This is a genomic window from Paenibacillus sp. MAHUQ-45, assembly GCF_058133325.1.
This window is the reverse complement of record NZ_JBYUPV010000003.1, coordinates 1-24672: the sequence shown is the minus strand read 5'-3', so window position 1 is coordinate 24672 and position 24672 is coordinate 1. Positions and strand designations below refer to the sequence as shown.

Annotated in this window: 25 protein-coding genes and 1 pseudogene; 10 read left to right on the top strand and 16 right to left on the bottom strand. The window is 47.8% G+C overall.

The window, feature by feature from the left end:
* The first annotated feature begins 17 nt into the window (after positions 1-17).
* Positions 18-1181: an MFS transporter gene (locus tag AC3Y23_RS07340; protein ID WP_379197229.1), complete on the top strand. Its 1164-nt coding sequence runs from the start codon at positions 18-20 to the stop codon at positions 1179-1181.
* 449 nt (positions 1182-1630) lie between these two features.
* Here AC3Y23_RS07340 and AC3Y23_RS07335 read toward each other — a convergent pair whose 3' ends face one another.
* Positions 1631-2482 carry a helix-turn-helix transcriptional regulator gene (locus AC3Y23_RS07335; RefSeq protein WP_379197227.1) on the bottom strand — a complete coding sequence of 284 codons (852 nt, stop codon included), beginning with the start codon at positions 2480-2482 and terminating at the stop codon, positions 1631-1633.
* Between the two features lie 123 nt (positions 2483-2605).
* Here AC3Y23_RS07335 and fabF point away from each other — a divergent pair, with 123 nt between their 5' ends.
* On the top strand, positions 2606-3844 hold the full coding sequence (fabF, locus tag AC3Y23_RS07330) for a beta-ketoacyl-ACP synthase II (RefSeq protein ID WP_379197225.1): 1239 nt from the start codon (positions 2606-2608) through the stop codon (positions 3842-3844).
* Between the two features lie 85 nt (positions 3845-3929).
* On the opposite strand, the gene AC3Y23_RS07325 is transcribed toward fabF, so the two are convergent.
* From AC3Y23_RS07325 to AC3Y23_RS07315, 3 genes are all read right to left on the bottom strand, one after another.
* A complete protein-coding gene (locus AC3Y23_RS07325) occupies positions 3930-4199 on the bottom strand; it encodes a NifU N-terminal domain-containing protein (RefSeq protein ID WP_379197223.1) in 270 nt (89 codons plus the stop codon).
* 76 nt (positions 4200-4275) lie between these two features.
* On the bottom strand, positions 4276-5022 hold the full coding sequence (locus AC3Y23_RS07320; RefSeq protein WP_379197221.1) for a VOC family protein: 747 nt from the start codon (positions 5020-5022) through the stop codon (positions 4276-4278).
* Between the two features lie 247 nt (positions 5023-5269).
* Complete coding sequence (locus tag AC3Y23_RS07315; protein WP_379197219.1) at positions 5270-6337, bottom strand: ABC transporter ATP-binding protein; 1068 nt, start codon at positions 6335-6337, stop codon at positions 5270-5272.
* A gap of 234 nt (positions 6338-6571) precedes the next feature.
* On the opposite strand from AC3Y23_RS07315, the gene fabV reads away from it, so the two are divergent.
* The gene (gene fabV / locus AC3Y23_RS07310; protein ID WP_379197217.1) at positions 6572-7762 is read left to right on the top strand and encodes an enoyl-ACP reductase FabV; all 1191 of its coding nucleotides are present in this window, start codon (positions 6572-6574) and stop codon (positions 7760-7762) included.
* Between the two features lie 100 nt (positions 7763-7862).
* Here fabV and AC3Y23_RS07305 read toward each other — a convergent pair whose 3' ends face one another.
* From AC3Y23_RS07305 to AC3Y23_RS07285, 5 genes are all read right to left on the bottom strand, one after another.
* Entirely contained in the window at positions 7863-8849 is a 987-nt protein-coding gene (locus AC3Y23_RS07305) for a phosphotransferase family protein (RefSeq protein WP_379197215.1), read from the bottom strand.
* Positions 8850-9022: 173 nt separating this feature from the next.
* On the bottom strand, positions 9023-9991 hold the full coding sequence (locus AC3Y23_RS07300; protein ID WP_066370351.1) for a sugar phosphate isomerase/epimerase family protein: 969 nt from the start codon (positions 9989-9991) through the stop codon (positions 9023-9025).
* 52 nt (positions 9992-10043) lie between these two features.
* Positions 10044-11126 (bottom strand): Gfo/Idh/MocA family protein, encoded by a 1083-nt coding sequence (locus AC3Y23_RS07295; protein WP_379197212.1) that lies wholly within the window; start codon positions 11124-11126, stop codon positions 10044-10046.
* Positions 11127-11174: 48 nt separating this feature from the next.
* The gene (locus tag AC3Y23_RS07290) at positions 11175-12272 is read right to left on the bottom strand and encodes a Gfo/Idh/MocA family protein (protein WP_379197210.1); all 1098 of its coding nucleotides are present in this window, start codon (positions 12270-12272) and stop codon (positions 11175-11177) included.
* A complete protein-coding gene (locus AC3Y23_RS07285; protein WP_379197208.1) occupies positions 12265-13032 on the bottom strand; it encodes a sugar phosphate isomerase/epimerase family protein in 768 nt (255 codons plus the stop codon). The genes AC3Y23_RS07290 and AC3Y23_RS07285 overlap by 8 nt, the downstream gene beginning before the upstream one ends.
* 319 nt (positions 13033-13351) lie before the next feature.
* Between AC3Y23_RS07285 and AC3Y23_RS07280 the strand changes: the two genes are divergently transcribed.
* Positions 13352-14170 (top strand): helix-turn-helix domain-containing protein, encoded by an 819-nt coding sequence (locus AC3Y23_RS07280; protein ID WP_379197206.1) that lies wholly within the window; start codon positions 13352-13354, stop codon positions 14168-14170.
* Here AC3Y23_RS07280 and AC3Y23_RS07275 read toward each other — a convergent pair.
* Together AC3Y23_RS07275 and AC3Y23_RS07270 are read right to left on the bottom strand one after the other, a co-directional pair.
* Positions 14167-14412, bottom strand: a complete 246-nt coding sequence (locus AC3Y23_RS07275) for a hypothetical protein (RefSeq protein WP_379197204.1) — start codon at positions 14410-14412, stop codon at positions 14167-14169. The two genes, AC3Y23_RS07280 and AC3Y23_RS07275, sit on opposite strands and share 4 nt — an antisense overlap.
* 122 nt (positions 14413-14534) lie before the next feature.
* Entirely contained in the window at positions 14535-14945 is a 411-nt protein-coding gene (locus AC3Y23_RS07270) for a hypothetical protein (RefSeq protein WP_379197202.1), read from the bottom strand.
* Between the two features lie 264 nt (positions 14946-15209).
* Between AC3Y23_RS07270 and AC3Y23_RS07265 the strand changes: the two are divergent.
* Positions 15210-15889, top strand: a pseudogene (locus AC3Y23_RS07265) (TIGR00266 family protein).
* A gap of 815 nt (positions 15890-16704) precedes the next feature.
* On the opposite strand, the gene AC3Y23_RS07260 reads toward AC3Y23_RS07265, so the two are convergent.
* Entirely contained in the window at positions 16705-17292 is a 588-nt protein-coding gene (locus AC3Y23_RS07260; protein ID WP_379197200.1) for a TetR/AcrR family transcriptional regulator, read from the bottom strand.
* A 176-nt stretch (positions 17293-17468) separates the two neighbouring features.
* Here AC3Y23_RS07260 and AC3Y23_RS07255 point away from each other — a divergent pair, with 176 nt between their 5' ends.
* Positions 17469-17840 (top strand): cupin domain-containing protein, encoded by a 372-nt coding sequence (locus AC3Y23_RS07255; protein WP_379197198.1) that lies wholly within the window; start codon positions 17469-17471, stop codon positions 17838-17840.
* Positions 17841-17965: 125 nt separating this feature from the next.
* Here the strand turns inward: AC3Y23_RS07255 and AC3Y23_RS07250 are convergent, their stop codons facing one another.
* A complete protein-coding gene (locus tag AC3Y23_RS07250; protein WP_379197196.1) occupies positions 17966-18559 on the bottom strand; it encodes a YdeI/OmpD-associated family protein in 594 nt (197 codons plus the stop codon).
* Positions 18560-18844: 285 nt separating this feature from the next.
* On the opposite strand from AC3Y23_RS07250, the gene AC3Y23_RS07245 reads away from it, so the two are divergent.
* A complete protein-coding gene (locus AC3Y23_RS07245) occupies positions 18845-19264 on the top strand; it encodes a GNAT family N-acetyltransferase (RefSeq protein ID WP_379197194.1) in 420 nt (139 codons plus the stop codon).
* Positions 19265-19365: 101 nt separating this feature from the next.
* Here AC3Y23_RS07245 and AC3Y23_RS07240 read toward each other — a convergent pair whose 3' ends face one another.
* The gene (locus AC3Y23_RS07240) at positions 19366-19836 is read right to left on the bottom strand and encodes a Fur family transcriptional regulator (RefSeq protein WP_379197192.1); all 471 of its coding nucleotides are present in this window, start codon (positions 19834-19836) and stop codon (positions 19366-19368) included.
* A gap of 283 nt (positions 19837-20119) precedes the next feature.
* Between AC3Y23_RS07240 and AC3Y23_RS07235 the strand changes: the two genes are divergently transcribed.
* Positions 20120-20695 (top strand): hypothetical protein, encoded by a 576-nt coding sequence (locus tag AC3Y23_RS07235; protein WP_379197190.1) that lies wholly within the window; start codon positions 20120-20122, stop codon positions 20693-20695.
* Positions 20696-20781: 86 nt separating this feature from the next.
* Positions 20782-21450 (top strand): S-layer homology domain-containing protein, encoded by a 669-nt coding sequence (locus tag AC3Y23_RS07230; RefSeq protein WP_379197188.1) that lies wholly within the window; start codon positions 20782-20784, stop codon positions 21448-21450.
* A 94-nt stretch (positions 21451-21544) separates the two neighbouring features.
* On the opposite strand, the gene AC3Y23_RS07225 is transcribed toward AC3Y23_RS07230, so the two are convergent.
* Together AC3Y23_RS07225 and AC3Y23_RS07220 are read right to left on the bottom strand one after the other, a co-directional pair.
* The gene (locus tag AC3Y23_RS07225; RefSeq protein ID WP_379197186.1) at positions 21545-21904 is read right to left on the bottom strand and encodes a DoxX family protein; all 360 of its coding nucleotides are present in this window, start codon (positions 21902-21904) and stop codon (positions 21545-21547) included.
* 25 nt (positions 21905-21929) lie between these two features.
* Positions 21930-23438 (bottom strand): DHA2 family efflux MFS transporter permease subunit, encoded by a 1509-nt coding sequence (locus tag AC3Y23_RS07220; RefSeq protein ID WP_379197183.1) that lies wholly within the window; start codon positions 23436-23438, stop codon positions 21930-21932.
* A gap of 286 nt (positions 23439-23724) precedes the next feature.
* On the opposite strand from AC3Y23_RS07220, the gene AC3Y23_RS07215 reads away from it, so the two are divergent.
* On the top strand, positions 23725-24366 hold the full coding sequence (locus tag AC3Y23_RS07215) for a TetR/AcrR family transcriptional regulator (RefSeq protein WP_379197181.1): 642 nt from the start codon (positions 23725-23727) through the stop codon (positions 24364-24366).
* Positions 24367-24672: the final 306 nt, after the last annotated feature.

The window sequence follows — 24672 nt, the reverse complement described above, 5'->3', positions numbered from 1 at the left end:
GAGGGATCAGAATTTCTATGAATGCACCAAAACTTTTAAGAGGCTTTAATTTTTTGTATTTTTCACTACTGGCGATGTTTATTCCCTTTCTTCCTGTCTATCTTGGTGAGCAGGGACTGGACCCGGCCCAAATCGGCTTTATCGTCGGAACCGGGGGCTTCGTCACGCTTATCGCTCAACCCTTGTGGGGGATGATCAGCGATAAAACAAAAACGATCCGCAAGGTGCTGCTGCTTCTGCTGCTGTTCTCCAGCGTTATCGGATATCTGCTATACGATTCTACCAGCTACATCCTGCTCGTCCTATTCGCTATGCTCTTATATTTCTTCCTCATGCCGATTGATCCACTGACTGAAAGCCTTAATTTCAGCATCGCTGAGGCTTCCGGGGTCAGCTACGGGTCCATTCGTACATATGGTGCGCTGGGATATGGAGTAACTGCTCTCGTTACAGGTTATGTGATGTCTTATTTAGGAGCACACAGCATGGCCTGGCTGTTCGCAGGTATTGGCGTAATCAGCTTTGCTATAAGCTGGATTATGCCTGATGCGCCAGTCGCAAGCAAGCCGGTCACTCTAGGCAGTCTCAAACAATTCCTAAGCAACAAAGAGACCTTATTATTCCTGGTGCTGGTCTTCATCTGCTCCGTTCCCGCCCGGATGAATGATATTTTCCTCGGGGTCTATATCAAAGAACTGGGAGGTAGTCCGGAACTAGTTGGACAGGCATGGTTTTTAGCGGCATCCAGTGAGATTGCGGTGTTCGCCCTCAGCTTCTGGTGGCTGCGCAAAGGGAAAGAACTGATTATTATCACCCTTGCGGCTGCTTTTTATTGTGTTCGCTTTTTCCTCTCGGCATGGATTACCGATCCCCACTGGCTTGTCTATCTGCAAATTATGCAACTCCTGACATTCCCGGTTTTCTACTCTGCTGCGATTCAATATCTGTACCGAATTGTGCCGGTGGAATGGCGGGCTACAGGTCAGACCGTACTTGCCCTGCTGTTCTTCGGAGTCTCGGGTATTCTCGCCTCTTATGCAGGCGGAGCAATGTACAAAACCTTTGGCGGTCAGACGCTTTACTTGACAATTTCCCTCATGTCCTTCCTGGGGATGATCGTTGGGTTCCTGCTGTACCGGGTGTATGGAAAACGACCTCTCCGGAGTGAAGATGTTGCTTAGCTGAAATCGGGATACATACTCTTAACGCTATTAAAATGTGCTTACCTCCTAAGTCATATAAGAAAGCATTGATAGATTTCCAGCATATCATATTCTATCAAAGCGAAAAGGAGGTTAATACAATAGCTACTGTACAGAACAATTCTGCTTTTCCTGTAGAACTTGTTCTTACCCGTGTTAACGCGCCAGTGATCACTTACACAATTCCCGCTTTCAACAGTCTCACACTTTCCGTGAACAGACTGCTTGTTGCTGGACTGCTAAGCACAGCGGCCGGAGCCGTATCCGGCACAATTGAAATCGCCACGACCGATTTCTAAAGCTTTACCGAGTATCCGCCCATACTCACCCCTTGATTTTCCCCTTCCTTGGCATCACTGACCGCACTCTGGTTGGTGATGCTTTTAAATATGAGGTCCTGATCATTGGATTATCGGGGCTTCTCCCCTCTAGCTCAACTCGTGCTGCTCCAGTAACTGCTTCAGCTTCGCTTCTGTATTGGAATCACCTGCTGGCGTATAAATGCTACATCTTAGATCCGTAGTGCCGTGAACCTGTAGGGAAGTGAGATGAAAAAGCATTTTCCCGGCCTTGGCATGCCTGAATTCTAGCACCACATCCGGGGCCGTGCTGACACGACTCTGCTCCCAAAGCTCGTTAAAATCAGGATGCGTCTCTCTCATCTCCGCAATAAAATCATCATACCATTGGTCCTCAACGTACTGACCGTAATAGGCACGGAAAATGGACAGGTACCCGCTCACGAACTGCTCCCAATTCACTGCGAGACGCTGGAACTCCTTGCGCACAAACAACAATCGGATCATATTCCTCTCTTCAGCAGGCAGCTTGGAAAAATTGAGAAATACATGCGCCGCGGCCTCATTCCAGCCGACAATCCCGCAGCGGCGATCCGAAATAATCGTCGGGCAATACTTCAGCTCCTGCAGAATCTTCTGCAAGGACGGGCTGATGACCGAAGTCTCCTCCTGTGGAAGCACCGGGCTTCCGGCTCCCGTCTCCAAAGCCAGCGCAAACAGATACTTTCGTTCATCCTTGGTCATTTGTAGCGCTGTCGCTATACAATCCAGTACGGACGAAGAGACCTTAATATCCCTCCCCTGCTCCAGCCAGGTATACCAGGTACTGCTGACGCCTGCCAGTTGGGCAACCTCTTCTCTTCGCAGGCCCGGTGTCCGACGTCTTGTTCCCTCAGGCAGTCCCACGGAAGACGGCGAAATGGCCGCACGGCGCGCTTTTAGAAAATCGGACAGAGCCTGAAGCCTCGTCTGATTGGACATACTGTTAATCCCCCCTTAACTCTGAATTTATTATATCACTGATTATACTAGGATAAACTACAACTTGTAATAGGATATCGAAAATGAAAAAATAAACCTACACTTTATCTGGGAGGTTGCATTATGGAACGCGTAGTTATAACAGGTATGGGATTAATCTCGCCGTTAGGAAATACGGTGGAGCAATTCTGGAATGGTTTGGTTCAGGGGCAATCTGGCATTACGCAGATTACTTCTTTTGATACATCGGCCTTTAAAAGCAAAATCGCGGGGGTGGTACATGACTTCGATGCAGAGTCCAGATTCGGGCGCAAGGAGGCCCGGCGGATGGACCGCTTCACGCAGTTTGCTCTGGCTGCCGCAGAGGATGCCTGGAAGCATTCCGGCCTTAATCTTGACGAGATAGATCGCGAACGTCTAGGCGTGTATGTCGGCTCCGGGGTGGGAGGCATCCAGACCCTGATGGAGCAGGAAGCTATACTGAAGTCACGCGGCCCGCAAAAAGTCAGCCCGACGCTGATCCCTATGCTGATCTCCAATATGGCGGCAGCGACGATCAGCATCAAGCTCGGGGCGCTGGGACCTACATTATCTCCGGTCACAGCTTGCTCCATCGGCAATACCGCGATCGGAGAAGCGTTCCGCCTGATCCGTTACGGCGGTGCCGATGTCATAATTTCCGGGGGCTCCGAGGCCGCTATTACAGAAATCGCGCTGGCCAGCTTCGGCAATGCCACTTCGCTGTCCACGCGTAATGACGAACCGGCTAAAGCCAGCCGTCCCTTTGACGGCAGTCGGGACGGCTTCGTCATCGGTGAAGGCGGGGCGATTGTCATCCTGGAATCTCTCTCGCACGCCCTGCGCAGAAATGCCGTCATCTACGGCGAAGTCATTGGCTATGGCGCCAGCTCAGATGCCTATCATATGGTCGCGACTCATCCCGAAGGCATCGGCGCCTATCAGGCGATGAAGCTGGCCCTAGCCGAAGCAGGGGTTCAGCCGGAGGATGTGGACGTGATTAGCGCGCATGCCACCAGCACCCTTGTTGGCGATCGCTCCGAAACTATGGCCATTAAGAAGCTGTTTGGCGAAGCCGCTTACCGCATTCCGGTCACGGCGAACAAATCCATGACCGGACATGCTCTAGGTGCCGCAGGTGGCCTGGAAGCCATCGCCCTGATCAAAAGCCTTCAGGATGGAATCATCCCTCCTACCATCAACCAGGAAACCCCTGATGAAATCTGCGATTTGGACTATGTGCCCAATACAGCGCGCAAAGCGGATCTCAATATCGGGATCTCGAACTCCTTCGGATTTGGCGGCCATAATGCTGTCATCGTGGTTCGTAAATACGAAGAGTAACTGGCAAGACGCACTTTGAGCACCACATCTAAAAACCCCCCAGTATCGCGTACTTGCGATACTGGGGGGTTTTGCGGTTGTTGTCCTACTCGTATACTGTTGTAAAGGCTTGCTCTACTTGAGGCAAAATTTGATCCCACTCCGCATCCGGAAGTTTGCTGACCGTTACGAAATCGCGAATGCCGAAGATGTTATCGACACCTTCAATCGCCAGCAGCGCTTGTGCCAAAGGATGCTCTGTGACATCTCCGCTTTTTAGGGATGTGCTTGAGGGTCCCTCAAAGATAGTTTGGTTAGTGTTGATTTTGACCGAATTGGGATTAGGGGTGTTCTGAACATTGATTTGAATAGACATGGTACCACTCTCCTTCACAAGCCATTGTAGCACGGCTGTCCTGAATTGCCCAATCTGTGCGCTTTTTCGAAGGAGTCTACATGTTGCGTATGTGGAGATTATGTACATCTATCTCCTTACCAGCATAAAGCGGATTGCTGCAGGCCAGAAGAACTTCCACTTTATAGTCAACTGCATTTACAAAACGAATACACTGCGCACCCAAACGAATGATTATTGTGCCGTCCCTCTGCTCACAGTCATCGAATAACGCGAATATGATCCGGGTGTCGTCTTCCGTTAGTTCACCGTGAATGTTCACCTCTGAAATGCCTGTAATCCCTTGATCCTGACTGTTCGGCACCATATATTGTTCCATGAACTTGCGAGATTTCTCATCATTCATCTGCTGGAGAAAGAATTGAAAAGGCACGCCTGTAAATCCAGGCAGGTATGCATTACGCCAAGGCATCGTCCTGGTCAAAAGATTGAAGAACCAGCGGAACCTAAGTGGCTCCGGCGGGGTTACATCGACGCTTAAGCTACGCAGTTTGTGATAAGTGTCTTCTATGTTCTCGACTTCCAAGGCAAAGCCAATCAGACCTCTATGCCCAGCAAGATATTTTGTAGTCCATTCCTGAACCCATCCCCCGCCGTCTTTAGCTTTAATTCTGACGAACTCGAAGTATTCCTGCCCAATCCATAGATTGGATACTTTAAACCCTTTTGTCCCCTTGCCCCATTTGGGCATATAAGGCAATCCTATGGACTCGATATCGGCTATTCTCTCTTTGTCTTCTTGTATGTAAGCGTCCACATTCACGACCAAGTGATTAATCTTCAAAGAATCACCTCACCTAGAATGATTTCAATTGGTAAAATATTTTAAATAAAGTGTATCACAGGCTGCCGCTATTGAGAACACGAGGGCTACGGCTAACTGTATCCTGAAATGTACAGCATTTTTCCTGGAACGCACAAAATTTTATTCTGGAAAACATAAAAACCGGGCCGCTGCAGCGACCCGGTTACTATATAAGCCCCTTGCAGGACTTAAGCATTGCAATTAAAGTTAACTTGTACATCTATTGTTACAGAACTACGCCTTCAACCAGCACAGGCTCTGCATACGTGTTCTTCAGAACACGTTGTCTCTTCTTCACCACATCAGGCGGTTCTACCGCAGGTGCCATCGGGTGCAGCAGCCAGGACTTCACGAAATGCGTATCTGATACTTTGTAAAGTGGCGGTTCTTTCTCCAGATCAATCTGCATAGCATACGAGCTGCGCAGGGCAAAAGCATCGCCCTTAGGCGGCTTGATCAGATCGGGAGGTGTTCCCGGAATCGCAGTAAGCAGGGAGCCTTTGCTCTCCAGACTTGGCATCGAAGCCAGCAGACCCCAAGTGTACGGATGTCTCGGATCATAGAAAATCTCTTCCGCAGTACCTGTCTCAACAATTTGTCCAGCATACATTACGGCAACCCGGTCAGCCATTCTCGCAACGACCCCTAGATCGTGGGTGATAAAGATAATCGCTGTACCGATCTTCTTCTGCAAATCCTTCATCAAATCCAGAATTTGCGCCTGGATAGTTACGTCGAGCGCAGTCGTTGGCTCGTCCGCAATCAGCAATTTAGGGTTAGCAGCCAGTGCCATCGCGATAACGACACGCTGACGCATCCCGCCGCTGAATTCATGCGGATACTGCTGGAACCGTTTCTCTGGGGAAGGAATTCCCACAAGTGAGAGCAGCTCAATTGCACGTTTGTTTGCGGCTTCTTTGGTGATAGTCTCGTGCTTGAACAGCACCTCTGTAATCTGCTTACCCACCTTCATCATTGGGTTAAGCGAGGTCATAGGGTCTTGGAAGATCATACCGATCTCTTTACCACGAACCTTCTGCATTTGCTTCTGGGTCTTACTGATAATGTCCTGTCCCTCGAACAGGATCTGTCCGCGCTTATAAATACCCTGCGGTTCAGGTATGAGCTTCATTACAGCTTGTGAAGTTACACTCTTACCGGAACCGGATTCACCAACAATCGCAAGTGTCTCACCTTTATCTACATGGAAGCTAACACCCCGGATGGCCTGTACTTCTCCACCACGTGTGTTGAACGAAATCGCTAAGTCTTTTACCTCTAATAGGCGCTCCATCTTATCACGTCACCCTCTCAATTTCCCGAAAATTATGATAAAAAATCTCATTCCACGATGAGCAATAAGTATAATTTTATCTAGTTTCATAGCCCTACGTCAAGCGTTTTCTGAAATTAACAGGTGTTCAATTTTTTATTCAGCTTCTCCTTTGGAGAAGTCCTTGTTAAGATAAGAACACGCTATATCAATAGCCATTCCCCAATTCTACCATTGAAATGAGGTAACGTCATTATGATGATCAAACCGAGAACGCGCGGCTTTATTTGCACAACAGCCCATCCCGAAGGCTGTGCCGCCCAGGTGGCTGAGCAAGTGGAATATATCACCTCACAGCCGCCGATCAACGGCCCGAAAAAAGTCCTTGTGATTGGAGCCTCAGCCGGATACGGTCTTGCTTCACGCATTGCTGCAGCCTTCGGGTCGGGGGCTGCCACCATTGGCGTCTACCGCCCCAGCACAGCCAGCGACACCCGTACGGCTTCAGCAGGCTGGTACAACTCCGCTGCTTTTGAACAGCTTGCGGCAGAGGCCGGTCTGCAATCCTACAGCATTACTGGTGATGCTTTTACCGACGAGACAAAGTCTCGAACTATTGAACTGATCCGCAGCGAGCTGGGCCAAGTCGATCTCGTTGTCTACAGTGTAGCCACTTCGCGGCGGACTGATCCAGCCACTGGCATCACTCATACATCCGTACTGAAGCCGGTTGGGCATCCATATACTAACAAAACCGTAAATTTTCATAATGGAGAAGTCGGGCTCGTCACCCTTGACCCCGCTACTGAAGAAGAATTGGACGCCACTGTAGCGGTAATGGGTGGAGACGATTGGAAACTGTGGATCACTGCCCTTAATGAAGCCGGCGTACTCGCTGCCGATGCCACCACTGTGTCCTTTTCTTACATTGGACCCGAGCTGACCCGTGCCATCTACCGCGATGGTTCCATCGGGAGAGCCAAGGATCACCTTGAGGCAACAGCCAAAGAAATAAATGCCCAGCTGGCACCACAGGGCGGAAAAGCCTACGTAGCCGTTACGAAAGGATTGGTCACGCAATCCAGCTCCGCTCTTCCTGTCGTCCCGCTGTACATCTCTCTACTATACAAAGTCATGAAAGAGCAAGGGCTTCACGAAGGCTGCATACAGCAAGCCTACCGCCTGCTCTCAGACCGCCTGTATGCTCCGGAAGGTACACCGGTGGATACGGAAGGCCGGATTCGCTTGGACGACCTGGAGATGCTTCCTGCGGTACAGGAGACAATAACCAAGCTATGGAACGAGATTACAACAGAGAATATCTACGAGCTGTCAGACCTTCAGGGATACCGGCGTGAATTCTTCCAACTATTCGGTTTCGAGACAGCGGGCATAGATTATGAAGCTGAATCCAATCCTATTGTCAGTGTTCCCAATGTTCGCTGATCTCTTGACAAGTGTATTATAAAAAAATATCAAACAAGGCCGGAATCCTCTTCTCAGAGGGCTCCGGCTTATTTAATGTAACTAGGCAGTACAATGCACCCTAGACCACTGAACCCGCCTCTTCTTCACCACAGAATAGTCCCCAGCCCTGAACAAAATTATGATGCGTCCATTCAACATGGCCTTGATTCTCATATTTCCGTGAATAGCATTCGATGACCATAATGAGATCAAAGTAGAGATCATAGAGCTTTTTACGTATCCGCTGGTTTGGACTATCCGTTGTCATCCCATACCCTTGATAAAAGGCGGGAGAACCCTCTTGACGTCTGAAATAGTACTCCATCAGTTCATCACCCCACAGCGCCCGCTCCCAGTCGATAATCGCTGTAATGCTCCCGTCTTTTACGAAGACGTTGCCGTTCCACAGATCCCAGTGCACCAGTCTGGGCTGAGTTACTTCATCGAGAGTCGGGAGCTGTGTATTTATTCTCTCCCTAATCTCTGCATAAGAGACCGGCAGTTGCACTCCTAGTCGCTCGCTATCTTGTAGCAGATTGTCCATCATCATTTCAAAAGTTGCACGCCATGTGGCTGTCAGACTGCTCTTCTCCTGATGGAAATAGCCAAAGTGTTCCCCTGTGACCTCGTTAATACACCTGTTATACCGCCCAATCTGGGACTCTATCGCTTCCCTCTCTTGCGGAGTGAGACCTTCCTTGATTTCGTTGTACGGCTGACCCTCAATCTTCTCCATAAAAAAGTAAGGATAAGGGATAAGCTTCAGGCTCAGGTCATAGCTGAACACCTCCGGCACCGGTACAAGTCCAGTGGCGCGGATCAGACGCAGTGCTTCAACTTCGGTGCGCATAATATCTTTTTCACAGCTTAACGTCTCCACTTCCGCCGCAGGCGCGACCTTCAGAATAACGGACCTGCCGTCGTTTAATTCCAGATCATACCCTGTATTGAACATGCCTGCGGTCAGCTCTGTTTGCCGCATTATGACTGTCGCCGCACCAAATGCTGATTTGACGAGCAGATTCAATTGCTCATCATTTAACTTAGCCTTGATTACGCTCTCCATGAAATAACCACCCTTATTATCGACTTAAAACCAAAATCAGCGGTCGACGCTTCATTGGGCCGCTACGGATTCAGAGGGCTCTTCCGATCCCTCGGTCACAGCAGAAAGCCGCCAGCAGCTGGCGGCTTTCTGAGGGGAACTTTCTCCGTTCTATGTTCTACTGCTCTTGATGATTAGACCCACCACATATCGGCCAATGGTTCCTCGATCAGAACTTGACGAAGGTTATCAACGGCTTTGGAGAAGCCTTCTTCTACCGACATCAGTCCGTCTTCGTGTTCAATACTCACTACATAATCGTAGCCTACAAGACGCAGGGCACTGATGATATCCGCCCAGGTCTTCACATCATGACCGAAGCCAACGGAACGGAACTGCCAAGCACGGTCAAGCATATTGGTGTACGGCTGCATGTCAGTCAGCCCGTGCATGTTCACGTTCACCGGATCAATGACGGTATCCTTGGCGTGGAAGTGATGAATCGCGCCTTGACGACCAAGAATGTGAATCGCTTGTACAGGATCAATACCCTGCCACCACATATGGCTCGGGTCCAGGTTGGCTCCGATAACCTCGCCCGCCGCTTCTCTGAGACGAAGCAGTGTAGCCGGAGTATGTACGGAGAATCCGCCGTGCAGCTCCAGACCGATCTTCACATCATGCTGAGCGGCAAAAGCGCCCGTTTCTTTCCAGTAAGGAATTACTTTGTTCTCCCACTGCCAGGTCAGAATTTCCTGATAGTCATTCGGCCATGGGGCTACTGGCCAGTTCGGATATTTCGCATCCTCGTGGTCTCCAGGACAACCGGAGAAGGTGTTGACTACCGGAACGCCCAGCTTTTGAGCGAGCTTCACAGAGTTCACGAAGTCCTCGTGATCCTTGCGGGCCAGTTCCTTTTGCGGGTGCAACGGGTTGCCGTGACAGCTCAGAGCACTGATCGTCAATCCGCGTGACTCTACCGCGTGTTTGAATTCCTTCAACGCTGTCTCGTTCTCAAGCAGCAGGGCCGGATCGCAGTGGCTTTTACCCGGGTTACCACCGGTACCAATTTCCACAGCCTTTAATCCTTTGGATGCTACATAATCCAATGCGTCTTCCAGCTTGCGTCCGCCGAAGAGAACCATAAATACGCCAAGTTTCATAGTATGTGCCACCTCTCTATTTTAGGAGAATTATTCAGTTCGAATCCAAGATTTAGCTTAGAACTAACGTCTCATAGGTATCAAAATCCGTCACCGCTTGCTTGCTCCGGCTGGATTCAAAAATCGCCTCGATCAGCTTCAACACACGCAGTGCTTCTGTATTCTTGACAATAGGCTCTGCGGTTCCTTCAATGACATCTGCAAAGTTATCGTAGAAGCCAGAGGACATCTTGTACGGTGCTGGCAATGCTTCTGTTAGGGTCGCACCCTCAGAAGGAGGCGCCATCGTCTTGGTCAGTCCTACCCCTGCCTGAATCGGCTTCGGTTCAACCTTGACGGACTCATGGTTTCTGGTCACGACTCTTCCAGACAGCGACCAATCCTCGATGATAGCCGTTCCTTCAATCCCTTTGACATACCATCTTGGCAGTTGGATAAAGTTCGTCGTTCCCACTTCTACCGTTGCAATTACGCCATTCTCGAATTGCAGATACGCTTCAAAGCCATCATCCACCTCGTCGCCGAGGATAAAGCTCAAGCGGCTGGATACACTGGTGATTTTACTGTCGATGAGAAAGAGCAGCTGGTCCAGCAAATGTACGCCCCAGTCCAGCAGCATTCCGCCGCCGTGAGCCTCCAGATGACGCCAGTCGCCCGGAATACCGTTGGCTCCATGAACACGGGATTCGATCTGGAACAGATCACCGATTGTACCCTTGGCATGCATTTCTTTGATCACCAGGAAGTCTTCATCCCAGCGTCTGTTCTGATTCACCATTAGCACACGGCCGGTTTCCTTGGAAACCGACATCATTTCCTCAAATTCCTGACTGTTCATCGCCACCGGCTTCTCGCAAATGACGTGCTTGCCTGCCCGTAATGCAGAGATAGCAATGTCTTTGTGCACGTCGTTAGGTGTAGCAATCAGGATCACCTCAACCGTCGGATCGGCCAGCACCTGATCAAAGCTTGCATAAGACGTATAGCCTGCTTCAACGGAGGCTTTGCGACGATCTTCCAGTAGATCGAAGGTTCCTGTAACTTCCAGACGGCTGTTGTCCTTAATCAATTTGCTGTGATAACTGCCCATGCCTCCGAAGCCTACAATAACCAGAGAATGTTTGTTTGCGCTCATCGTTTCCACACCTGCTTTTATTTAAAGTAATTTAGCTTTGGTATTGAATTAATTATCGGATGTTCCGTCAAAATACACCGCACGCCCAGTACGTGCCGACTCATAAACAGCCTCCAGAATTTGCGTTACCACAAATGCCTGCTCTGGTTTCACTACAGGTTCTTTATCTTCTCTGATCGCTTCCAGCCACAAACGCGCTTCACGATCGGATGCATCCTCTTGTCCGCCACTATAGAAAGCTACTCCGCCGGAAGACAAGTCTACTTTGGTCTCGTACAGACGTCCGCCGCGGTCACCATTAATACGCAGACCATTGGTCATATCCGCGCCAGCTTCCGTACCTGCGAGCAAAGTCTTAGCCTCTCCGTACTCGGCAACGTTAAGTGCCCAGCTGGATTCCAGCACAATCGTTGCACCGTTCTCCATCGTAATGAAACCAAAGGCAGAGTCTTCAACCTTGAATTCTTCAGGGTCCCACTCGCCAAAAGCATTACCAGCATTCTTCCGATCGCCCAGCTTATGGAAGGTCGAGCCAACTACGCTGCGCGGTTTGTAGTTATCCATCATCCACAGCGTAAGGTCGAGCGCATGGGTACCGATGTCAATAAGAGGTCCGCCGCCTTGCTTCTCTTCATCAAGGAATACACCCCAGGTTGGAACTGCACGACGACGCAACGCGATTGCTTTGGCGAAATAGATATCGCCCAGTTCACCGTTCTCACACATCGCCTTCAAATATTCGCTATCGGAACGGTAACGGTTCTGGTAAGCAATAGACAGCTTCTTGCCTGTACGTTTGGCTGCATCCAGCATTTCTTGCGCTTGGGCAGTAGTCTTCGCCATCGGCTTCTCACACATAACATGGTTGCCTGCTTCCAATGCAGCTACCGTAATTTCGGAGTGGCTATCGTTCGGTGTACATACATGGACAACATCGAACCCCCCGTCCTTCAGCATTTCACGGAAATCGGTATAGACAGCAGCGCCTTCGACACCGTACTTCGTAGCCGCTTCCTGAGCACGCTCTTCAATAATATCGCAGAAAGCTACCATCTCAGCGTCAGCCTGACGCGACAAGCTCGGCATATGTTTACCGTTCGAGATTCCTCCGCACCCGATAATTGCAATTTTCAACTTGTTAGACATTTATATTTCCCCCTTGATTTGCGTATGCCTTTACCCAGTTCAAACTATCTGTAACGCTTTCAAACGCTGGACGGCTGCAGTAATCCTGTTCTACAACAGCCCACTCCACGCCTGCTTGCTCTGCTGCTTTCAGGATCGCAGTCAGGTTCACTTCGCCCTCGCCCAGTACAACCGTTTCCGGTGAACCGTCTTCGCGTTTCTTCACATCCTTGAGATGGATGATCGGCAGGCGACCTGCATATTTGTGGATGTACTCTACCGGATCGTAGCCGGCAAAATGTACCCAGCAGGTATCAAGTTCAGCGTGAAGCAGATCTGCTGGAACTTCATCAAACAGATAATCCCAAGCCGTACGGCCTTCTACTTGCTCGGTAAATTCAAAATCATGGTTATGATAGGAAAGAACAGCACCCTGTTCTTTGCATTGTTCACCGATCACTCGCAGATTAACCGCAACATCCTTCCAATTCCGCTCTTCTTCATTAAGGTACGGAATAATGAGGTTTGGATTGCCGATGTGCAGATTGAATGCTACTTCCTGCTTCGCATCCTTAATCATGGCATTGTATGGGCTATGTGCCCCTAAGGCAACGAGTCCGGTCTCATCCAGCAGTTGCTTCACTTGTTCAGGCGTACGTCCAAAATAATTGAAGAACTCCACACCACGGTAGCCCAGGGCTGCCACTTTACGAACGGTTCCTTCGAAATCCTTCTCCAGTTCTTCTCTCAGCGTGTATAGCTGAAGACCAATCTTCAACATAGTCTGATCACTCCAATTGGGTTAGGGTTAACTTCTACTGCGTTCTTCATTCAGGTACACCAAATTATGGATAGTATCTAAATTTACGACATGAACAATAGGGTCATGTATAGTATGAAGACATTATTACCATATTTTTGAACTAAAAAATATAAAATGCCCTTTTTCAACCTACAGCGCCCTATTTCAGCCTTATCTGTTCAATTTCTTTCTCTTGAACCTAGCTATATGGTAATATGAGAGCGTTTATAATAAAATGAATAATATGATTCCAACATGAACAATTTGGTTATCTTTTAAAAAAATATTTGGAGGACTAATGATACAAGCAGCTGATTGTCACGTACTATCCGCGGGATTTTCTTTTCACCGCAAGCCGTTCCGGATGTCGTTAAGCCAGGGCATTCAGTATTACCTCATTCGTCTCCAGAGCGAAGGCCGGTGCCGGGCTTTGATCGACGGAGTAATCTCTCCGGTGGAGCCGGGCGATATTATGCTGTTCACGCCTACCGCCCCTTATAATCTCATCATCGACGAAGAGGAATTCCCTTCAGGCAGACCACGTATTGAAAGTGGGGACTATCACATTTATTGCGGAGGGAGTTGGATTGAAGAGTGGTGGTATAGCAGAAAACGTCCGGACAAGGTCAGTGTACCGCTCAGCGACAACTTCCTCGGGCTATTCCGTCAGCTCGTGCTGGAGCAGCGCCGCCAATCGGATTTTTCACCGGAAATCTCATCTTGCTATCTGCAAATCGTATGTATGGAAATCGACAGACTGACGACCGAGCAGCCAACCGTTAGCCCCAAAGGGTTCCTAGCCTACCGTATGAAGCAATATATAGAAGAACACGCCGCCTTGCCGTTCAAGCTGGAGGATGTGGCTAGTCATGTCGATATCTCTGTCTCCCGGGCCGTTCATCTGTTCAAGGAAGCCTTCGGGACGAGTATCGTCAAGTATCTGAACGACGTCAGACTGGAAATGGCGCGGGAGCGCATTACATTCAGTCCAATGCCACTAGAGCATGTGGCGGAGACCTGTGGCTTTGCCAACTATACTTATTTTCACCGGATTTTCCGAAGCCGATTCGGCATGTCGCCAAAAGAGTACCGGGCCCACAGTAGATCCCAGATTTAAGCTGCGGCTACGGCGTATTGGCAGGTTCTTATCATAGTATTGCCCAACAAAAAAGGAGCGCCATCATGGAAGATCCGCTCCTTGTGTTTTATTTTGTTCAATTGCTGTCGTTTGGTCGGGGTCACCCGCACATGCTGTGAGATTGCGCTGTAATCTTCATTGGTTCTGCGTTGACTGACATTGCTCCAGGTTCCCGAGCGCTCTGCTTTCAGAAGTGTTTTTTTCGTTTTTGTACGTGCCATGTGGCGTCACTCTCCTGTTCTATTTTGACCATGGTGTGTATGCTTGTTGCTCTTCTTTATTGTAGCACAGAAAACATATCATAACAGCAGACAGGAGGAATGAAGCCCCGGTAAAATATTCTTTAATCTGTTCTGTGCTTGATTTCACCAGGCTCGAGTTTTCGAATGGACAGCAGATTGCATAGCAGAACTACTGGATCATCCACGAATTTCTGTACGGTGTAGCTGATGACCACTGCATCTCCGGTCTCCAGCGAGCTGATTGCCGGCTGCAGACCTTGCTTGAACTGCAAGGCTATCGGTTCACCGTATACCGAAACTTCGACCGTATGACCGTCTGCCTGACCCTCATAGGTGGCATGAACAGTCTTTTTAATCAAAGGCGTTCTCTCTCTCGTTACGATCTTTTTCTGACTCTGCTCAAATGTGCCACCCTTAACGGGATGGGCAAAGGCGGCTTGACCGAACAGGGACAAAAGCAGGATAGATATTATCAACGGGAATGCAAATTCCTTGATATTCTTTGGTTTCATAGCTGCACCTCTTCTGTATGGCGTATTGTAGCTTGGTCGAACAGGAATTCCAGTGCACTGTATCTTTCATATAACCGAAATAGCCATTTTTCAAACGAAGGGACAAGCTTTCTGGGGTCTAGGGCATAGTATATTATAGTATTCAGGCTTGGCTTTTATACCAAAATCGCTTACTTTCATAGCAACTATCAACACCAGCAGGAATTCGGTATACTTGGGATATAGTGTAAGCAGTATTAATCCATAGAATCGGAGGAACAAAGGATGAAATACGAGGTTTTGCATGAAGGTGCATTCGCTATGCTGAAGGTGGATCTCGATCCGGGTGAAAGTGTCAAAGCTGAAATGGGCGCAATGGTGGCGATGTCACCAAACGTAGAGCTGCGGGGGACTGTGGACGGCGGACTTATGAAAGGGCTTGGGCGAATGCTGAGCGGAGAAAAGTTCTTCTTTCAGGAGCTGACAGCCACGCGAGGACATAGTGAAGTGCTGCTATCACCGAGGTCAATCGGAAATGTGCAGGCCATTGAGCTAGACGGTTCATACCGGCTACTCGTGCAAAAGGACGGATTCCTTGCCGGAACACAAGGTATTCAAGTAAGCACCAAAATGCAAAATTTGGCCGAGGCCTCTTTTCTGGCGAAGGTTTTTTCATTGTCGAAATCAGCGGCAGAGGCACCGTCTTCCTCTCTTCCTTCGGCGCCATTCATCCCATCCATCTAGGACCTGGCGAAGAAACGATCATCGACAACGGGCATCTGGTGGCTTGGCCGGATTATATGGATTACAAAATTGAAAAAGCCTCCTCCGGCTGGCTCAGCAGCATCACCAGCGGAGAGGCGCTCGTCTGCCGCTTCCGCGGCGAAGGCGTGATTTACGTACAGAGCCGGAACCCTGGCAGCTTTGGAAATTGGATCAAGTCGTTTGTACCTAACCGAAGTTAACGCTCTGATATTTGGGGCCTTGAACCGTTTGCTCCTCCACCTCGGTGGCACAGCCTTTCGAGATGAGCTGCTGTGCAAATAAAGCCGCCGTACGCAGGTCGCGCAGCACGGTGGAGTTGGACTGATCAGAGCCGGATACAGGTCCTCCTCACACCCTTTGGGGGCTTGGCTCTGATTTAACAGGAAAATGTACCGTTAATTCTCCCCTTTCAACGGTTTTGCTCGAAATAAAGGGAATTTCTCAGACTGTCGAGAAACACCATTCTCTACGATTGTTGATGCGAAATAGCCTTATAAATCAGGCTCAGCGTCATCATCAATGCATGTCAAAACCACTGCTTCAGAAGGTTGAAGACGTATGCATGGGGGCTAACGGACCCCAGCGCCGTTATTTACACATCAAGCAGCTTCTGGAACATGTAACGGACTCAGGTGCCGCTATTTCCTCCCAAACCGTGGATTTCACACCCGATTTCTGCTAATAGCGTCTCTGGAGTCCGTTATTTTCTGGAACGATCAGTTGTTAGGAAATAACGGATCTGAGGTCCGTTACCAGAGGGAACAAGAAGCAAGTCCGGATTTCGAGATCAGTTCATTAATCAAGGGTATCGATTTTCTCAAAACAACTACTTTCTCAACAGTCTGAGAATTTCCAGTTGTTTAAGCGCTGCATTACATCCACTTTCACTTTACCGGATCTGCACGTCTGAAGGTTGAGTGGATTTGCATTGGGATTGGGATTTGCATTGGGATTGGGATTTGCATTGGGATTTGCATTGGGATTTGCATTGGGATTTGGATTTGGATTTGTTTGCTTAGACTATCAGGCTATCCAGATGATATGCAACCAGCCGGGTCATCTCCTCCGGAGTTAATTCTTCGGGATGAAGAATATGTTGAAGTACTAAGCCCTCTATCATCGCATGTAGTCTTTTGCTCTCTAGGCCAAGGTCCACACCCTTCTTCAACAAATTACGATCAGCGAGATAATGGATGAGTCCCCGAAAATATTCATATAACTCATTATGTATCTTCAGTTTTAGTCCCTGAGCAGATACCGCTACCGCCCCGCCGACAAAAGCAAGCCAAACCTCGACTTCCGCACGCCTCTCTTCTTCCAGCGGCAGCAGTTCACCAATCAGCAGCTCAGCAGCACTACGGGGATTATCTGAAAATGTTATCCTTCGAATACGCTCACCGGCCCGCTCCAACACCAGCTTCATGGAAAATGACAGTAGCTCGTCCTGGGTAACAAAATAATGCCGCAACGACCCTAACGACATTCCGGACTCCTTGGCAACATTCCGCACAGACACGGCTTTCAGGCCTTCCCAGCGTATAATTCGCCAGGCCGCTTCTGCAAATAACTTTCGACGATCATCATGATTTACTATTTTGGGCATGTTCCGAGTATAGCACAGCTGTATTAAATAATGGACCTTCGCATATAGTCTCCCCGCTATGTATATCGGGACTTCCATCGCCTTCGGACACGGGATGATTGCCTGAGCAGACACCCGATTCGCCTACCGTTTGAATAAACCCCTTATTTTCAAATATAAACAAAAAGGAGCCTACCATGGAGATTTATAGTTTTAGTAAAGAAACCGGGAAAAGAATTACGAAGCTCGATTCTGACTTTATGATGTCTCGTATTATTCAGACAGAATCGGCAGCTCATATTGGATGTATGTTTTTAGAAGGAAACGGGATCGTTGGATATCATCAAGCAGTGATACCTCAACTTCTTCTTATTATGGCAGGAGAGGGCTTGGTAAGAGGTGAAACAGATGAGTATGTTAAAGTTCAAGCTGGAGATGCTGTGTTTTGGCAAAAGGAGGAATGGCACGAAACAAAAACAAGTACAGGGTTAACAGCCCTCATTATTGAAAGTGAGACATTGAATCCTGCAGTTTATATGACTTCAAAAAACACGATCCATCCTTCTTAGATCACATTAGATTTCTAGCAGAACATTTAGAAGCACCTATTCAAGAAATAGACCAATGAACCTAATAAACAGGACTCATTGATCTAATTAAAATCAGAATATAGCATTTTGACAGAAAGGCGATCTTAATCATTCAATCCCTTACCATCCAGAATGTGCTGCACATATTTTTCAACCCTGGCTACTCGAGTTTTGGATTGTTTGGCATCAGAGAAATAGAGAATGTATGCTCTTTGCCGTCCCGGCGTCAATGCTTCAAAGGCGTCTTTCAAGCCAGGGATTTCAGCGAATTTATTCTGCAATTCTTCAGGAATAGTGTATTCTGTGTTCTTTTTCAACTCCACTTGCAAACCGGACTTTTCAACTTCAATGGCTTCATGAATATAAGCTTTTAAAATGGTTTCCATGTCAGCTATTTCTTGAGCATTGGTGAACCTAATCTGGCGCGCCGCCTGAACATTCTCCGTTTGTTGGATCAATATACCCTGCGCATCCTTAAGCAAGGCACCTTTATGAAAGAGCAGTGCACAATATTCTTTAAAACCATGTATTAAAACGATGTTCTTATTCTCATGCGTATAACAAGGATGCATCCATTTAAATTCTTCGGTCAACCCACAGTCGAGAACGATATTTCTCAACTTCTCATATTCTTCCTTCCACTTTTTAGATTTACCTAGAAATTCATCAACCTTGGGATTCAATCTACTAGTTGTCATCAAGAAACACCCTTATCATCAATTTATGTTTACAAAATAAGCAGTTCATTTTTCAAGTCTACTAGCCTTAGTTTGCCCCTTTTGCACTTCATCCATGCTGGTCGGCACAGACTATCACTGTTTCAATTTTAATGCTTTTTTAAAGATTGTACAGATTACATACCAGATTCTAGTATATTTTAATTATAGTTATTCTCTTCACTCCATCTTCCCTGTATCACTAATACAATAAAGTTGAACAGCTCTTGCATCACCATAAAACTACTAAACAGGAGTGACGACTAGATGAATCTTCATATTCACAAAGAAAATAATAACGAGCACCAGGCATATATTGAGAATAAAATGTTCGAATATAATATGTTACATTTTCCGGACGATTTAAAAGGTAGATGCGAAGTGGTCAATCTATTCCTGAAGGATGCAGATAATCAAATCTATGGGGGACTTGTTGGGGAGATATGCTGGAATTGGCTTGAGATCGAATATCTTTTTGTTAACGAAGAGCTTAGAAAGTCAGGTTATGGCAAAGCACTAATGCTAGAAGCTGAATCATTGGCCAGAGAGAAAAAGTGCGAGTTCATAAAAGTAGATACCTTAAGCTTCCAAGCCTTGGATTTTTACAAGAAACTAGGATTTGAAGTATACGGTACCCTTGAAAATGCAGGCAGCCACACCCATTATTATCTCAAAAAGGACCTTTAAGACCGTCTTGAATTTGAAAAAAGCGGGGTTGCCCCCGCTCCTCACTTCTCATGCCAGTTGTGGTCTGGATACACCCAGACTGGACTGGCTTTAAATTTTCCTTAAACTGCCTTCTTCTCCTTGTCACGCTTGCAGCCGGTCTGCTTGCAGGTACCGTATGTACCCTTGAAATCCAGACGATGATCGGTAACGGTGAAGCCGTATTCATGCTCCAGCCTTTTCTCCAGATCCAATAGCCAATCGTCCTTAATCTCTTCGAGTCTGCCGCAGACATGACAGATCAAATGATGGTGCATATGAGCATGCGACTCATCACGCAGATCGTAACGGGCCACGCCGTCACCAAAGTTCATTTTCTCAACAATATGCAGCTCCGACAGCAGCTCCAGCGTCCGGTACACCGTTGCCAGTCCCAAATGCGGATAGCTGTTCTTGACCAGCATGTACACTTCCTCAACACTGAGATGATCCTTCTCGTTATCCAGCAATACCTGGACTATGGCTTCGCGTTGACGCGTTAATTTATAATTGTGTGCTGCAAACTGCTGGCTAATATTTTCAATTGGATTCATAAGTCTCCCGCCTTTCCAGAACGAATCAGCATCTACACTCCCTTGAGACGATACTGTTCCAAACACTCAACACTCAAATAGTAATGATTACGATATGAGCATAACAAATTTACCATCACTTGAAAAGAGTCTAAATCTATTATAACATCCTTGTCCAGTGTTCCAAAACCGTATACAGGTCAAAAATATATTTTCACATGCGGAGCAATCGCCCAATCAGATATAAGCCCAACCCCCATACTTTATATAGACGGGTGTAACCTATATGAAGGAGATGGTGTGTATGTCGCAATTGGTACGGAAGAAATCCCGGGCCTATGTCACGGCTTATGTTTTGCGCAAAACTGCCAGGGCCATGCTGCCGTTCTATATAAAAATCGCCAAGGACGACAAGTTCGCCCGGAAGTGGTCAAAAGCAGTAGTTACAGCAAATCTCAACCTTATGGAGGAGCTGTTGGCAAAAATCCCCTCACTGGCTGGAAATCAGAATTATGGCACGAATGCCATCGGTTACTTTATTTCTTTTCCCTTTACTTCGCCTGTCGGCTATTATACGAATGGAACCACGATCCCGCCGGGTCTGGTCCAATTTACTTTTAATACACAAGCCCACCGCTACATTGCCCGTGCTTTACTGCCTTTCTACCGAAAGCTGGCCACGGACTCCAGTTTTGCCAAGACCTTAGCATGCGCAATCCGCCGCAAAGACCAAAGAACTGTGAAATGTTTGGTGCGAAAGCTCGTGAAAAGTGCTGCCCTGCGCTCTGTAATCATCGAAGATAGTGGTGTAGCCCTGTTATTCAGGACGCCGTTCAGTAAGTATCCCTACCGTAATCTGCTTTTTCGTGAATCCTATTAAATGGCCTGCAACCTTTCCAATCATTGCCTCGTCAAAGGAAACAAATAATGGCCAAGCGGCCAATCCAATGACAAGGTGGAACTAACATGAGTTTGAAAAAAAGCGCATTTGCAGCGATTGCTACCGTAACACTTCTCTCCTTCTCCCTCGGGAGTCAAGTGTTTGCCGCAGAGACTAGCTTCAAGGATCTTGATACTGTAGCTGGCAAAGAAAAGATTATTGCCCTTAAAGATCAAGGCTTGATCAAGGGAGTTACAGAGACCTCCTTCCTACCTGCTTCGAAAGTGACGGTTGCCCAAGGTGTACAATTCATTGCCGGAGGACTTCAGCTCAGCCTGGCTGCGATAGATTTCAATATTGCCCCTAAAGCCAGCGGCCTGTTCACTAATGTGAAGGACAATGCCTGGTACGCAGAAGCCTTCATTAATGCACACTACAACCGTGTAGACATTCCAAAAGATATAAACCCTACTCAAACCTTGACCAGAGAGAAATTCACCAGCATGCTGATTCAGGGCGTGGAAGCCATCGGCAATCTGCCAATGATCAACATCAAGCCTGCCAACATCGCGGATGACAGCCAGTTGGACCCTTCTTACCAAGGTGCCGTTCAACGCTCGCTAGTCTACAAAATCAACACGCTGGACAGCAACGGAAAATTCAATCCAAAAGGTGAAATCACCCGTGCGGAGGCCGCGATCATGGTCTATAATGCCGTGGACTTCCTGAAATCCCGCGAAACTGTTGCTGAATAATGATTTCAATATTCGCAGTAACTCCCTATCTATAACGGAAAAAGAACCTCTGATCTTGCGGTTTGCGCGAAGTTAGAGGTTCTTTTTTATTTGTCTACTTGAAGGTCATATGACCAATGACCACAAATAAAGCTAATAATAGAAATACAAGGTTAATCCCTACACCTTTTTCTTTTCTTTTTGCATGTAATAATGCTACTAAAATAAGAATGATAGCTGTGCCAATGGCTGCAAGAAGTGTTAATACTGGTAATATCCCCAGAGCTCCAGGTAAGATTAGACCGAGTCCGCCTAATATCTCAGCACACCCGACAAATACTATAAAACTTCTCGATGCTTCTCTTGCCCAGATCATGATTTCCTTCGCTTTATTCTCCTGGAACAATTTCATGGCACCAGCTATTAAAAAGATGAGCGCTAATAAGATCTGGACAATCCATAAGGCAATAGTCATTCTAAGTTTCTCCTCACTTGATCCTTTAGCCGTGCATGATCTCCGTATGCGGTGTCTCTTCCGCCTTTTTGCTACCTCTGCGAAGGAGTAGTCCCATCACTGCGCCGCCAATAGCGACGAACATCATAATATGGAAGGTGTCGTCGAAGCCTTTTACAAGTAAATTCTGGGTAGCCAGCTTGACCGCTTCCGGCGAAGCTGCTGTAGAACTTGCTCCCGCGGCAGCAGCCGCTTCCTTCATTTCAAGTGCATGCGTCGCTGTTCTGGAGGTTAGAATCGTCACAAGTGTCGAAATCGCCAAAGAATTAATTACCTGCTGCATCGAGTTGGTCAACGAAGTCACCCGGTTTACCAGATGGCGTGGCGCTTTATTAAGGAGATGCGTATTCATCGGCATAATCATCATCCCCATCCCCGCGCCGCACATCAGCAGCGGCAAAATTACATCCCGTGAGGTTATTGTCAGATCCACATGGGAGTACTGATACAGCGCGCCGGAGATCAAGCCGAGTCCGCCAACGACGAGCCAGCGCACTCCGATTTTATCGAACAGAAACCCGGCAATCGGCATCATCAGTCCGGAGGCAATGGCTTGTGGCAACATCGTCAGTCCGGTATCAAACGCACCGAAACCGCGGGCCTGCTGCAAGAATTGCGGCATTAGGAACAACGCACCGTACAGCCCGAATTGTCCAATCCACTGGACGATGATGCCTAGACTGAAATCTAAGGAGCCCATCACACGTAGTTCCAATAACGGTGTCCGCGCCCTTAATTCCACAATAACGAACAGGATCAGGGCAACGACACCAAGACCGAGACCGATCAGCGTTTTGCCCGACGTCCAGCTCTCAGCGCCCTGGCTGACACCGTAGGTTAATGCGGCAAAAGCCAGCGGCCCGAGAAGCATTCCAAACTTATCCATCCCCGGGACTTGAGTTCGCTCAACTTTAGGCAACTTTCGCATGCCGATTAACAAACAGATGATGCCAATTGGAATATTGATTAGAAAAATCCAACGCCAGGAATGGTATTCAACAAGCCAGCCCGATAATACAGGGCCTATTGCCGGTGCAAACAGGACAGGAATGCCCATCATGCCCATGACTACGCCAACCTTACCGGGCGGGCTCAATCTGTAGACATACGCCATGGCTATCGGAATTACGCTACCTCCCCCAAGTCCCTGAATGACCCGAAATGTAATCAGCCATTCTGCGCTATTGGGCAGCGCACACAGTATCGATCCTATCGTAAACAAAACAACAGCACTCAAGAATACTGTTTTGGCTCCAAACCGGTCGGAAAGCCAACCCGACAGCGGAATCACTGTGGCCTGTGCCAGCATGTAGCCAGTAACTACCCATTGCAATGTAGTCAAATTTGTACCGAAGTCCTTCAACAGTGTGGGTAATGCAACGTTCATAGCAGTGGAGTCTAGTGCTACCATGAATACGCCAGCAATAATCGCAATCAGCGGAATCAGGATGCTTGTGATGCGAAATTCTTGCTCCGGTTGTACCGTATGTTCCATTCTCTCTTCCTCCTCTATCGCCATCTCAGGTTTCATTGACCTTTGAAATGGATTCAAATTATAATTAGTTTGAACGGACAATTGTCCGTATAGGCATTCATTAGTCTACGGACAATTGTCCGCATTGTCAATTCCCTATTTTATTTTTAAAATAATAATAGGCTCATCACCAAAATCAGCGCTTGACCTCATATCCGTGAAGAGGCTACGGGGTCAGAGGGTTCTTCCCAAGTGCTGTTTTTAAAGAAAGAGCCTAAATATACGCTGCTGCCAAAAGGAGCCCCTTATGAAAAAAACAGAGGAATCCTCGCTTTCCCCTATAGACCCAGTAAACAAACAAAGTATCGATCCCTATCATGAACGAATATTGAACGCAGCCCGAGAACTGTTCAAAGCGTCAGGCCTGGAAAATGTAAGTATGTACAGTATTGCCAAGCAGGCCGGGATCGGCCAAGGCTCTCTTTATCGCCGCTTCACGGACAAAGGTGAGATTTGCTCAGCCTTACTGCGCGACAGCACAGGACGTTTCTTGACCGAGCTGGAACGGGAAGGCCAAGCTCCCACCGCAGACGTTCCAGCACTTCAGCGCCTCAAGAACAGCATCGAGCAAGTGGTCGATTTTATTGATCAGCATGCGGAGCTGCTGCACCTGATCAAATCTGAGTTTGTGGGCAAGAAGCAGCTCACCCAATTCGAGCACCCTTTTTTCAAACGGGTAAATGTTATTCTTACAGAATTGCTGTCACAAGCTGCCGAGAATGGTGAGATCATGGACATTGACCCTCACTTTACCGTGACTGCGCTCCTGTCCGTGCTGAGCCCTGATCTTTATCTCTACCAGCAGAAGGCGCATCAATCTACCAAGGAAGATATTACTCAGGGAATACTCACCTTGTTTATTGACGGACTTGCCAGAAAAAAAGAGTGACATATGAAGTGAAATTAAGATTCAAACAGAAGACCAGGCGTTATTCTGGTGAAGTTGGGCTTCAGTTTAGGTCGCAAATCTCCTATTCTCAGTACCATTAGTCTTAACAAAGAAAAATGACTCTGCCTCCTCAACTAACAGCATTTTTGTACCTTATTTTTCTTAAATAGAGGTAAATTAGGCAATAAGAGCATTTTTGTACCTTATTTTGGACCTCTGTCAAGAAAGTGGACAGTCACGCAACGGATTTTTTAGTAAATTGCTGTGCAAAGCGAGCGGGAGAGAGATACCCTAACGCACCGTGCA